General features: G+C 60.3%; 11 protein-coding genes. 7 read left to right on the plus strand and 4 right to left on the minus strand.

The features are described 5' to 3' along the window. Positions 1 to 25: 25 nt before the first annotated feature. Positions 26 to 979, minus strand: a complete 954-nt coding sequence (locus PspR76_RS00600; RefSeq protein ID WP_159953515.1) for a homoserine kinase — start codon at positions 977 to 979, stop codon at positions 26 to 28. Positions 980 to 1,035: 56 nt separating this feature from the next. Continuing rightward, positions 1,036 to 1,326 (minus strand): DUF2782 domain-containing protein, encoded by a 291-nt coding sequence (locus tag PspR76_RS00605; RefSeq protein ID WP_083355922.1) that lies wholly within the window; start codon positions 1,324 to 1,326, stop codon positions 1,036 to 1,038. A 74-nt stretch (positions 1,327 to 1,400) separates the two neighbouring features. On the opposite strand from PspR76_RS00605, the gene polA reads away from it, so the two are divergent. Next, positions 1,401 to 4,181 carry a DNA polymerase I gene (gene polA / locus PspR76_RS00610; RefSeq protein ID WP_159953516.1) on the plus strand — a complete coding sequence of 927 codons (2,781 nt, stop codon included), beginning with the start codon at positions 1,401 to 1,403 and terminating at the stop codon, positions 4,179 to 4,181. A gap of 268 nt (positions 4,182 to 4,449) precedes the next feature. Here the strand turns inward: polA and yihA are convergent, their stop codons facing one another. Continuing rightward, the gene (gene yihA, locus PspR76_RS00615) at positions 4,450 to 5,091 is read right to left on the minus strand and encodes a ribosome biogenesis GTP-binding protein YihA/YsxC (RefSeq protein ID WP_042943980.1); all 642 of its coding nucleotides are present in this window, start codon (positions 5,089 to 5,091) and stop codon (positions 4,450 to 4,452) included. A 192-nt stretch (positions 5,092 to 5,283) separates the two neighbouring features. Between yihA and PspR76_RS00620 the strand changes: the two genes are divergently transcribed. From PspR76_RS00620 to PspR76_RS00645, 6 genes are all read left to right on the plus strand, one after another. After that, the gene (locus tag PspR76_RS00620) at positions 5,284 to 5,505 is read left to right on the plus strand and encodes a c-type cytochrome (RefSeq protein WP_159953517.1); all 222 of its coding nucleotides are present in this window, start codon (positions 5,284 to 5,286) and stop codon (positions 5,503 to 5,505) included. Positions 5,506 to 5,538: 33 nt separating this feature from the next. Continuing rightward, complete coding sequence (locus PspR76_RS00625) at positions 5,539 to 6,165, plus strand: c-type cytochrome (RefSeq protein WP_159953518.1); 627 nt, start codon at positions 5,539 to 5,541, stop codon at positions 6,163 to 6,165. Between the two features lie 169 nt (positions 6,166 to 6,334). Further along, positions 6,335 to 6,973: a thiol:disulfide interchange protein DsbA/DsbL gene (locus PspR76_RS00630; protein WP_159953519.1), complete on the plus strand. Its 639-nt coding sequence runs from the start codon at positions 6,335 to 6,337 to the stop codon at positions 6,971 to 6,973. Between the two features lie 10 nt (positions 6,974 to 6,983). Then, complete coding sequence (locus tag PspR76_RS00635) at positions 6,984 to 7,862, plus strand: endonuclease/exonuclease/phosphatase family protein (RefSeq protein WP_159953520.1); 879 nt, start codon at positions 6,984 to 6,986, stop codon at positions 7,860 to 7,862. Beyond that, entirely contained in the window at positions 7,859 to 9,928 is a 2,070-nt protein-coding gene (locus PspR76_RS00640) for a GGDEF domain-containing protein (protein WP_159953521.1), read from the plus strand. Before PspR76_RS00635 ends, PspR76_RS00640 begins: the two co-directional genes overlap by 4 nt. 88 nt (positions 9,929 to 10,016) lie before the next feature. Then, positions 10,017 to 10,793, plus strand: a complete 777-nt coding sequence (locus tag PspR76_RS00645; protein ID WP_159953522.1) for an N-acetylmuramoyl-L-alanine amidase — start codon at positions 10,017 to 10,019, stop codon at positions 10,791 to 10,793. A gap of 84 nt (positions 10,794 to 10,877) precedes the next feature. Here PspR76_RS00645 and PspR76_RS00650 read toward each other — a convergent pair whose 3' ends face one another. Continuing rightward, positions 10,878 to 12,665, minus strand: a complete 1,788-nt coding sequence (locus PspR76_RS00650) for an ATP-binding protein (RefSeq protein ID WP_159953523.1) — start codon at positions 12,663 to 12,665, stop codon at positions 10,878 to 10,880. Between the last annotated feature and the right edge of the window lie 4 nt (positions 12,666 to 12,669).

Genomic DNA, 12,669 nt, shown 5'->3' on the forward strand with positions numbered 1-12,669 from the left:
TCGCGAGCAAGCCCGCTCCCACATTTTAAAGTGCGAACGGCAGGTGGACAGTCACTTGCTGACGCTGCGCCAGCCGGTGCTCGAACTCGGCCGGGTCATGAATCAGCACATCCTGCCCGGCAAACGATTCAGCGGCGATCAGCCGCGACAGCCAGAACCGCACGCACGCCACCCGCAGCATAGTCGGCCACAGCTCGGCTTCCTTCGCCGTAAACGGCCGCAGACCCGCGTACGCACCCAGCAGTGCCCGAGCGCGTTGCCCATCGATCACGCCATCGGCGTCCGAACACCAGTCATTCAAAGCGATTGCCACGTCGTACAGCATCGGGCCCGAACAGGCGTTGTAGAAGTCGATCAGCCCGGTCAGGTGCGTGCCTTCGAACATCGCGTTGTCGCGGAACAGGTCGGCGTGAACGTTCGCGCGCGGCAGTGCGAGAATTTCGGCTTTGTGGGCTTCGATCTCGGTCAGCGCGTCTTGCAGCAGGTGTTGCTGGGCGTCGTTGAGGTGCGAAATCAGCTGCGCACCTTCGGTGAGCATCCAGTCCAGCCCGCGATCCGTCTTGCGCTCCAGCACTTTCTCGCCTTGCGTGGCCAGGTGCAGATGGCCGAGCAGGTCGCCGACCTGGGCGCAATGCTGGGCGTTGGCGTCCTTGATGTGCTTGCCGGCCAGGCGTGGTTGCAGCAGCGCCGGTTTGCCCTTCAGCTCGCGAAGGGCTTCGCCGTCGGTGGTGCGCAGGGCGTAGGGCACCGGCAGGTCGGCGTCGTGGAGCACGTCGAGCAGCTCGATGAAGAACGGCATTTCTGCGACCGGGCCGCGCTCAACCAGGGTCAGGACGAATTCGCCCTGTTCCAGGCTGATAAAAAAATTGGTGTTTTCGCTACCGGCGGCAATCCCCTGGAAATCAAGCAGGCGGCCGAGCCCGTAAGGGGCGAGAAAGGTTTCCAGCTCGGGCCGAGCCAGCGGGGTGAACACAGACATGGTTAAAACTGCCAGTACGGGCGCCGCGATGGGCGGCGCCAATTTAAGTTAAGAAATCATTTCCATTCGAAGATCTTCCATGACGGGATCAGCATATCCGGCTGGTCAGAACGGATGAAGTTCGCATCGGTTCCGTCCGCGCGCACCAGGAAATACGGTGGCGCGCCCTTTACGGTGACCTTGATCGCGTACAGGAAACCGTTTTGGCGGTACTCCTGGATGGTTCTGTCACCTTCGGTGCGGATCGTGACTTCCGGGTCTCCCGAGGGTGCGCTGTCAGCTGCCGTGGCGGCCAGCGGCAAGAACGCAATCAAGCCGGTCAACAACAGGCGATTTACTGTACGCATGATAACCTTGTCCCTTTGTCGTCATTGGTCCGGCTATTCTAGCGCCTGACCCGCCGAAAAGGTTGATCCTGCTCATGAGCCAAGCCCCCCTCGTCCTGGTGGACGGTTCTTCTTATCTGTACCGCGCCTTCCACGCGCTGCCACCGCTGACCACCTCCAAAGGCCTGCCGACCGGTGCGGTCAAGGGCGTGTTGAACATGCTCAAAAGCCTGCGCAAGCAGTATCCGAACAGCCCGTTCGCCGTGGTGTTCGACGCCAAGGGTGGGACCTTTCGCGATGACATGTACGCCGAATACAAGGCCAACCGCCCGAGCATGCCCGATGACATGCGCCTGCAAATCGAGCCGCTGCACCAAAGCGTGATCGCCCTGGGCTTCCCGTTGCTGTGCGTCGAAGGCGTCGAGGCCGATGACGTAATCGGCACCCTGGCCCGCAGCAGTGCGGCGGCGGACCGCCCGGTAGTGATTTCCACCGGTGACAAGGACATGGCGCAGCTGGTCGACGGGCACATTACCTTGGTCAACACCATGACCGGTAGCGCGATGGACATCGAGGGCGTGAAGGAGAAATTCGGTGTCGCTCCCGAGCAGATCATCGATTACCTGGCGCTGATGGGCGATTCGTCCGACAACATCCCAGGTGTTCCGGGCATTGGTCCTAAGACCGCTTCCGGCCTGCTGGTGGGCGTTAACGGCGGCCTCAAAGAGCTTTATGAGCAGTTGGATATCGTGCCGACCCTGCCGATCCGCGGGGCCAAGAACCTTCCGGCCAAGCTGGAAGAGCACAAGGAAATGGCGTTCCTGTCCTATCAGCTGGCGACGATCAAGATCGATGTGCCGCTGGACGTGGGGCTGGAAGATCTGCACTTGGTTGAGCCGGACCGCGAGAAGCTGCTGGAGCTGTATACGCTGCTTGAGTTCAAGAGCTGGATTGATGAGATTCAGCGCGATGCCAAGCGTGTTGAGCTCAAGGCCCCGGCTGCTGAAGCGGCCGTTGAGGTGGTTGAGGCTGCGCCTGTGGAGGCGTCCTACACCACGATTCTTGAGCAGGCGACATTCGATAGCTGGTTGAAGAAGCTCAACGAGGCCAAGTTGTTCGCATTCGATACCGAAACCACCGGGATCGACGCACAACAAGCGCAGTTGGTTGGGGTGTCTTTTGCCGTACAGCCTCACGAAGCGGCCTACATCCCGCTGACCCATTCCTACGTCGGCGCGCCGCAGCAGTTGGATCGTGACACGGTTCTGCTGGCGTTGAAGCCGCTGCTGGAAGACCCGACCAAGCTCAAGGTCGGCCAGCACGCCAAATTCGACATGAACATCCTGGCCAATTGCGCCATCGGTGGTGACCCTGCGCACGGCATCACGGTGCGCGGTATCGCCTTCGACACGATGCTTGAATCCTACGTGTTGAATTCCACCGCGACCCGCCACGACATGGATAGCCTGGCCAAGAAGTACCTGGACTACGACACCGTCAGCTTCCAGGACATCGCCGGCAAAGGCGCCAAGCAGCTGACCTTCGACCAGATTGCACTTGAACAGGCCGGCCCGTATGCCGCCGAAGATGCCGACGTGACGCTGCGCCTGCATCAGGCATTGCACGCTCAACTGGCGGCCATACCGAGCCTGGCCAGTGTGCTGACTGATATCGAAATACCGCTGGTGCCTGTGCTCGCGCGTATCGAACGCCAGGGCGCGCTGGTGGATAAGGCGCTGCTGGGCATCCAGAGCATCGAGCTCGGTAACAAGATGGTTGAGCTGGAGCGCCAGGCGTTCGAGATCGCCGGTGAAGAGTTCAACCTGGGTTCGCCCAAGCAACTGGGGGCGATTCTCTACGAAAAGCTCGGTTTGCCAGTGTTGAAGAAGACCGGCAAGGGCCAAGCGTCTACGGCTGAAGAAGTGTTGGCCAAGTTGGCCGAAGATGACTTCCTGCTGCCCAAGGTGCTGATGCAGTACCGCAGCATGAGCAAGCTGAAAAGCACGTATACCGACCGCCTGCCCGAGCAGATCAACCCGCGTACCGGCCGTATTCACACGTCTTATCATCAGGCGGTGGCCGCGACTGGGCGCTTGTCTTCGAGCGATCCGAACCTGCAGAACATCCCGGTGCGCACCGCTGAAGGGCGGCGCATTCGCCAGGCGTTTGTTGCGCCCAAGGGCTACAAGCTGCTGGCGGCGGACTATTCGCAGATCGAACTGCGGATCATGGCGCACTTGTCCAAGGACGAGGGCTTGATGAATGCGTTTCGCAACGACCTGGACGTGCACACCGCTACGGCGGCTGAGGTGTTCAAGGTTGAATTGTCTGAGGTCACGTCCAATCAACGTCGCAGTGCCAAGGCGATTAACTTTGGCCTGATCTACGGAATGGGCGCGCAGAAGTTGGGCAAGGATATTGGCGTCGATACCAAGACTGCCAAGGCGTACATCGATGTGTACTTCGCGCGCTACCCAGGCGTTCGCGAGTACATGGAGCGCACACGTGCTCAAGCTGCCGACCAAGGCTACGTGGAAACCTTCTTCGGGCGCCGGCTGTATTTGCCCGATATCAACTCCAACAAGCCACAGGAGCGCGCGGCCGCAGAACGCACGGCGATCAACGCGCCGATGCAGGGCACGGCGGCGGACATCATCAAGAAGGCCATGGTGCTGGTGGACAACTGGCTGACCGAGTCGGGCCTGGATGCCAAGGTCATCCTGCAAGTGCACGATGAACTGGTGCTTGAGGTGCGTGAGGACTTGGTGGCAGAGGTCAGCGAGAAGATTCGCGAGCACATGAGCGCGGCGGCCAAGCTGGATGTGCCGTTGGTGGTGGACGTGGGCGTAGGCGACAACTGGGACGAGGCGCACTGATTTCGCGGCTCTGCCATTGCTGAGGTGATGGCAGAGCGCTTTAGATCAGAAAGCGCTGCGAGTTATTTCCAATAGTTTTTTGAGCGTGCCGGAACTTAACCTGTGAACTGCTACTCAGAGTTACTGAATGGGTGGTGAAGCCCTTCAATGCTCCTATGTTGTGTTAAGTGTTGGCAGATATCTGGACCCCGCCCTAGCGGTCCGGAACTTGGACCCCGAACTTCCCCTCCCCATACGAAGTCCGGGGTTTTTTTTGCCTGCAGAAAAGTTACTCGGCGATTTCCGCGCCCTTGTCCGCCAATTCCATCCAGCCGGCCAATACAGTGTAGGCGTCTTCCAGACCCATGCGCTTGGGGGCCGAGAACAGTTGTATGGTGATTGCATCACCCCAACCCTTACGGATTTCGGACTGCACTTTGAGCAAGGTGTTCTTGGCGGCGCCGTAGGTCAGCTTGTCGGCCTTGGTCAGCAGGATGTGCATCGGCATGCCGCTGGCGACGGCCCAATCGAGCATCAGCAGGTCGAAGTCGGTCATTGGATGACGGATGTCCATCATCAGAATCAAGCCCTTCAAACTCTCCCGACCACCCAGGTAAGCCTCGAGGTGACGCTGCCAGTGCAGCTTCAACGGGATAGGTACTTTTGCGTAACCGTAGCCCGGCAGGTCGACCAGACGCCGATCATCGTCTAGCTTGAAGAAATTGAGAAGTTGCGTGCGGCCCGGGGTTTTCGAGGTGCGCGCCAGGCTGGCGTGGGTCAGGGTGTTCAGCGCGCTGGATTTACCGGCGTTGGAACGGCCGGCAAAGGCAACTTCAAAGCCTTCGTCATCGGGGCATTGGTCAACTTTGGCGGCGCTGAGCATGAACGTGGACTGTTGGCACAGACCGAGGATGGGATTCTTGAGTTGCATGAGATTTCCGATGTGGGCGGTGCCGAAAAAGGGTGCGGCAAGCGGTGTCGTTTCCGTTTCAGTAGCGCCAGTATATAATGCCGCAGATTTTGTGTGTGCTTTGTCCCAGCGAAGGATGAAGTTCACGGGAGCGAAAGACCTTCATTGCGCATTAGAACGCAAAACGCTCTCAAACCCTGAAAAGGTCGATGTATGACCCGTTGGTTGCTCGCTTTCGGTGTCCTGGTTCCGCTTTACGGCGCTCAGGCTACACAGGATCCGGAGGCGCTGTACAACCGAGTTTGCGTGGACACGCTGGTGCAACACGTGACCCAGGGTTTCAAGGCAATGCCGCCGCGTGGTTTGTGCATGGACTGCAGTACTGAGGATTACCAGGCCATCATTGAGTTGATGGTGAGTAAACCCGGTAGATAACTCTTAAACCCTTAGCCGTAGTTGGATTAGCTGATGAACAAACTGATCGTGAGTCTGCTGTTGACCTTGGGCATCACCGGTGTTGCCCATGCTGCAGGCGACGCTACAGCGGGTCAGGCGAAAGCCGCCGTGTGTGGTGCTTGCCACGGACCGGATGGCAATAGCCCGGCGCCGAACTTCCCCAAACTCGCAGGCCAAGGTGAACGTTACCTGACCAAGCAGATGCACGACATCAAGGACGGTAAGCGCACGGTGCTGGAAATGACCGGCTTGCTGACCAACCTCAGCGATCAAGACCTGGCGGACATCGCGGCATATTTTGCCAGCCAGAAGGGCAGTGTGGGAGCTGCTGATCCGAAACTGGTCGAGAAAGGCCAGGCATTGTTCCGCGGCGGCAAGCTCGCTGATGAGCAGCCTATCGGCGGCATGCCGGCATGCAAGGCTTGCCATATTCCGGACGGTGGTGGTGTCGCAGCAGCAGGCTTCCCTCACTTGAGTGGGCAGCACGCTCAGTACACGGCCAAGCAATTGAAGGATTTCCGCGAGAAGGTTCGTTATATCGATGGCGATGCCGGTAACAAAATGATGACCGACATTGCGGCCAAACTCTCGGATAAAGACATTGAAGCGCTGTCCAGCTATATCCAGGGCCTGCATTGATCCAGGCAGTACGTTAACGCTCGATTAATCCATCGATGCAAGCATAAAAAGGGTGGCTTAGGCCGCCCTTTTTTGTGGCCGGTGCCGTTACACTAACGAACTCATGCCCGCGTAGACCTGTCACACCTAAAGGTCGCGTGAGGCGACTTTATTTGTCCAGGAGTAAAGCATGCGTAATCTGATCCTCAGCGCCGCTCTCGTCACTGCCAGCCTCTTCGGCATGACCGCACAAGCTGCCGATAATGTGCCGCTTGAAGCCGGTAAAACCTACGTTGAATTGGCCAACCCGGTTCCGGTCTCGGAGCCAGGCAAGATCGAAGTGGTGGAGCTGTTCTGGTATGGCTGCCCGCATTGCTACGCCTTTGAGCCGACCATCAATCCTTGGGTCGAAAAACTCCCGTCCGACGTGAATTTCAAACGCATCCCGGCCATGTTCGGCGGCCCATGGGATGCCCACGGCCAGCTGTTCCTGACCCTGGAAGCCATGGGTGTGGAGCACAAGGTCCACAACGCGGTGTTTAACGCGATTCAAAAAGAAGGCAAGCGCCTGACCAAGCCTGAAGACATGGCTGACTTTGTCGCCACCCAAGGCGTCGATAAGGACAAGTTCCTGGCCACCTTCAACTCCTTCGCTATCCAGGGCCAGATCAAACAGGCCAGGGAACTCGCGCAGAAATACGGCGTGCAGGGCGTACCGACCATGATCGTCAACGGCAAATACCGTTTCGACCTGGGCACTACCGGTGGTCCTGAGCAAACCCTCAATGTTGCCGACCAACTGATCGCCAAAGAGCGCGCAGCCAAGTAAGGGGCCTACCATGCGCCGCTGGGGTACTGAACGTGTGGTTGGCCTGCATGATCCGCAGGTCAACGAGCACCACCTGGAATCCACAGGCCTGCCGGCAGACAGCCGCCTGCGCCTGCTCAGCTTCAATATTCAGGTGGGTATCAGTACCGAGAAGTACCGGCACTACCTCACCCGTGGCTGGCAGCATTTGCTGCCGCACAACGGGCGGGCCGGTAACCTGCAAAAGATCGGCAACCTGCTGAACGACTTCGACCTGGTCGCCCTGCAGGAAGCCGACGGCGGCAGCATACGCTCCGGCTACATCAACCAAGTGGAACACCTGGCTCAGCTCGGAGCGTTCCCGTATTGGTATCAACAACTCAACCGCAACCTCGGGCGCCTGGCGCAGCACAGTAATGGTGTGCTCAGTCGCTTGAAGCCGACCGTCATCGAAGATCATCCGTTGCCGGGTCCGAAGGGGCGCGGGGCGATCCTCGTGCGTTTCGGCGAAGGCCCGGAAGCCTTGGTGGTGGTGATGATGCACCTGGCGCTCGGGGGGCGTACGCGCAACCTGCAGCTTGCCTACATTCGTGAATTGATCGGCAACTATAAACATCAGGTGTTGATGGGTGACATGAACACCCATGCCAATGACCTGCTGCAGAATTCCCCGTTGCGGGACCTCGGGTTACTGGCCCCGCAAGTCGAAGCCACGTTTCCCAGCTGGCGCCCGCAACGCTGTCTTGACCATATCTTGCTCAGCCCGACCCTCACGCTCGAAAGTGTGCAGGTACTGGCGCAGCCCATCTCCGATCACCTGCCGGTTGCGGTAGAGATTCGTCTGCCGGGTTCGCTCACGGCTGATGCATACCCCGCATTGAGCCCAGGCACCAGCGGACCCCTTGCATGAGCGACGACGCCCAGCGTTGGAAAGAGAAATACCTCAAAAGCATCGAGCAGCAAGACAAGCTCGAACGCCGCTGGGCTGCCCGCCTCGATCTGCTGCGTCGTGGGCTGGTGCGCAGCACCCTGGCGGCTGAAGGGACCGACCGTGCGGTGGACCAATGCATGAAGGAGATGCGCGACGTCGTGCGCACCGACGACATGGACGCCGCCCTCGCCGCCTTGCTGCCGCGCCTGGAAAAAGCCGTACTGGATTCTGAGCAACGCCGCGAAACCCGGGTCGACCAGATCAGCACCGCGCTCACCGCCCTGGTCGCCCAATTGCAAAAGCTACCGCTGCCGCGCGAGGTGGCCCGCCCGCTGAAAACCTTCGCCAAGCAGCTGGATGGCCGAGTCGGGCAGGCGCGGGAGATCCCGCTGTTGCTCAGTGAATTGAGCAGTCTGCAGGGGCAGGCACTGAATAACCTGGAGCCGGAGGGTGAAACCCCGCGCGCTGGGCCGGGCCTGCTGCAACGCCTGTTCGGTACCAAAGAGGTTTCGAATGAGGCGCCGGTGGTCGACGCCGCGCCACTGGCTGCCCCTGAGCCCGCTGCGCCAAAGCCCGCTGCCCCCAAACTCGCCCCTGAGCCGAAGGAGCCGGTGCAATCGGAAGAGCTTACCCAAGCCTTGCGAGCTTTCGCGCCGCTGGCGCAAGCACCGGCCCCCGCGCCTGCTGAGCCGGCTGAACCCGTCAAAGTGGCAGAGTTGGCCGGCGAAACATTTGTGTTCGAGGCGCCCGCGCCGGTCGAGGCAACCGCCTTGTCTATCGAGGTGCCTGCGCCCGAAGTGCAGGAGCCGCTGGTCGACGAAGCCGCACCCGAAAGCGCCCTCGCCGCGTTTATTGAGGCACCGCAGGCTCAGGTCGATACGCCGGATGAAACGACCATTGGCAGTTTGTCCCTTCCGCCCGTGCTGGAAAGCCCCGAGCCCGACCCGGATGCGCTGCAAGCGGACGGCACCTACGCCCTGCCCGACTCGCCCGAGCCGTCCTATAGCTCGGTCGCCAAGCATATCGAAGACACCTTGCTCGGCCTGCTGGAGGACTTGTCGCTGCCCGAGCGCCACCGGCCCCAGGCCGAAGCCATGCGCGAGCGACTGGCCCACGGCTTGAACTGGTACGAACTGCTGCCGATCCTCGATGACCTGGCCGTGCTCATGCTGGCGATCACCGACAGCGGCCAGCATGAGTTCGAGGCGTATCTCAAGCAGCTCAATGAGCGCCTCGAAGCGTTACAGGGTCATCTGCAAGTGGCCAGTGACGGCCACGCCGACAGCCGCTCGGCGGCGCGGGAGCTGGACACGCAGATTCGTGAACAAGTCGATGGCCTGCAAAGCAGTGTGCAGGACGCGGCCGACCTGGACAGCCTCAAGCATGTGCTCGAAAGCCACCTTGAAGGCTTGCTCGGCACCATGGACCAGCACCAGCAGCAACGTGACCAGCGCGAGCAGGAAGTGGCCGCGCGCCTTAAAGGCCTGGCTGAGCGTGTGGCGAACATGGAGCAGGAAGCCCAAGGCTATCGCGAGCACTTGGAGGTACAACGCCAGAAGGCGTTGATCGATCCGCTCACCGGTCTGCCCAATCGTGCGGCCTGGAGTGAACGCCTGGACCATGAAGTGAATGCCTGGCACCAGCGCGGTAACAGTCTTTCGCTGGCTATGCTGGACCTGGATCACTTCAAGCGTATCAACGACGGCTACGGCCACTTGGCAGGCGACAAGGTGCTGAAGATCATCGCCAATGTGCTGCGTAAGCGCCTGCGCCCCAGCGACTTTATTGCGCGGTTCGGCGGTGAGGAGTTTGTGTTGCTGATGCCCGACTCAGCCTTGGCGGATGCCCTGGACGTGGGTGAAGTGCTGCGTGCTGCGATCGAGGCGTGCCCGTTCCACTTCAAGGGCGAGCCGGTGACGATCACGGTGTCGATGGGCGTGGCGCAGTTGCAGCCGGGTGAGCGCAGTGACTTGGCGCTCAAGCGTGCCGACGAAGCGCTTTATCGGGCCAAGGCGGCGGGGCGTAACCAGGTGCAGGCGGCCTAAAAGATGTTCCATTTTGTAATTTGACCGCCCAGCAACAATCGGTACGTTACACTGTTGCATTATCGTCTTCAGCGTAATGTCTTCCGCCATGAAATCCATTTACTTCGCCTTCGTCTTTCTCCTGCTTGCCGGCTGCGCCAGCGGCCCACGGCTGGACACCAGCCATCCTTCGGTCAACCACGACAACCGCGTGCAGTTCGTCGTTGTCCATTACACCTCAACCAACCTTGAACGCTCCCTGGCGCTGCTGACGCACGGCCAGGTCAGCAGCCATTACCTGATCGGCGACGACGCCTCCGGCACCATCTACAAGCTGGTGGATGAGAGCCAGCGCGCCTGGCACGCCGGCGAAAGCGAGTGGATGGGCCGCACCTGGCTCAACTCCAGCTCCATTGGCATCGAGATCGTCAACCCGGGTTATCGCGACACGCCAACAGGCCGCGTCTGGTATCCGTATTCCGAGGCGCAGGTGCAGTCGCTGGTGGTGTTGCTCAAGGACATCAGCAAGCGCAATGGCATTGACCCCAAGAACATCATCGGCCATAGCGATATTGCGCCGTTGCGCAAGCTCGACCCGGGCCCGTTGTTCCCGTGGAAGCGCCTGGCCGCCGAGGGCTTGGGGATCTGGCCGGATGCTCAGGCCGTGGCGCGGTTCCAGATGCAGTACGCGGCGGACCTGCCGAGCGTTACCTGGTTCCAGGAAGAATTGGCGCGCCTGGGCTACCAGACACCCCAGACTGGTGAGCTGGATGTCGCCACGCGGCATGTGATCGCGGCGTTCCAGATGCACTTCCGGCCGTCGCTGTTTGATGGCACGCCGGATGCTGAAAGTGCCGCCATCCTGCGCGCGTTGAACCGTAGCTAAGCGTGTAACCCGATTCAAATTGTGGGAGCAGGCAAGCCAGCTCCCACACTTGTTTGTACTTGGCAGGCAACCCAAGTTGCCAGATTACAGCGGCAGCGCCATGTAGAACTGCGTCCCCTGCCCCGGCCGCGAATACACGCCCATGCGGCCACCGTGCAGCTGCACAATCTCTTTGCACAGCGCCAGCCCGAGGCCGGCGCCGCCTTTCTTGCGGCCCACCTGTACGAAGGGTTCGAAGATCCGACCCTGCTGGCCATAGGCGATGCCTTCGCCGTTATCCTCGACGCTGATAATCACCCGCTCTCCATGGCGGCGCGCCTGCAGGCGAATCTGCCCGCCATCAGCGGTATGGCGTAACGCGTTGCCTAACAGGTTGTCGAGCACGCGCTCCAGCTGCGCTTGGTCGGCGTACAACCTGGGCAAGTCAGCCTGGGCTTCCACCAGTAATTCGATATTTTGCGCATTTGCCGGCTCTGCGAAGCGTGCGCGTGCGTGTTCCAGCAAATCGGTGACGTCGCACGGCCCCAACGTGAGTTTTTGCAGCCCATTCTGGTAGCGCGAAAAGTTGAGCAAGTCGTTGATCAGCTGCATCAAGCGCTGCATTTCTTCGTTAACGGTGTCCAGCAGGTCCGCTTCGCGGGAGTCGGCGGGAAACTTCGCTCGCTCGCGAAACAGGCCGAAGGCCATGTGCATGCCGGTCACCGGCGTGCGCAGTTCGTGAGAGGCGCGCAATACGAATTCACTGCGTACTCGCTCAAAGGCGCGCTGCTCAGTGACGTCATGCAGCACCATCACGGCGCCGAGAATGTGCCCCTGTGTATGGCTGACCGGTGTCAGGCTATAAGTCAGCAGGCGCAGTTCGCCCTCGACTTCCACTTCCAGGTCTTCCGGTGCCCGTTCCAGGTTGCCGCCGCGCAGCACCAGTTGCAGCTGTTCATCCATTTCGGGGCGGCCCAATGCCTCGCCCAGGCCCTGGCCCAAACGAGCCTCGTCCCAGCCGAGCTGACGCTGCGCCACAGGGTTAAGGTGTTCCAGGCGCCCTTGGCGGTCGATCATCAACAAGCCATCGTCGATGCTGTCGAGCACCGCTTGCAAGCGCTGCTGACCGGCCAGTAATTCATCGACATTGGTTGCCTGATGTTGGCGCAAGGCCTCGGCCATGATGCCGAAGCGTCGGGTCAGCTGGTTCATTTCCGCTGCCGACGAAATCGGCAGCGTCACCTCGAAATCGCCCTGCCCGATCTTGTCGGCGGCTTTGGCCAAGGCTTCGATCGGCCCACCGAAACGGCGGGCAATGCCGTGAGCGGTGACGAAGCCGATGATCAAAACCGCGAGCCCGACCAGCCCCAGAAGACCGGCAATCAATAGCGCCCGGTTGCGGGACTTGTGTTCGCTGGCGTTGATGTTTTCCAGGGCGTGCTTTTGCTCTGCGATCAAACCGTTGCGCAATGCGTTGAAGGTGTCGGTGAGTTTCTGGTTTTTATTGTTCGCCAAGGAGCTTTGTTGGGCCTCGTCAAACGCCTGGAGGAAACTTAGATAATCGAGGCGTGCCTGGCTGAACCCACTGATTTTGCCGTCTTGTTGTTCGTGGGCGATACCTTGATCCAGCAGCGCGAAGTACTGCTGTTTTGAGGTCTGCAGCGCCACGGGGTCCGGTTGTTCCTCGAGCATCAGGATCAACTGGTCCCCCAGGGTCTGGCGCAGCTTGAGACCCAGGTCCAGGGTGATGAAGTTGCTGCGGATCAGCGACTCCTGGCTCTTGGCCATTTGCATAACACTGACCAGTCCCAGGACCAGTCCCAGCAGGGCGACGGTGATCAGCGCTGAGATACTCAGGAACAGACGAGTGCGCAGTTTCATCGCTAGCTTCATAGGG

Source organism: Pseudomonas sp. R76 (assembly GCF_009834565.1).
Taxonomy (GTDB): Bacteria; Pseudomonadota; Gammaproteobacteria; order Pseudomonadales; family Pseudomonadaceae; genus Aquipseudomonas.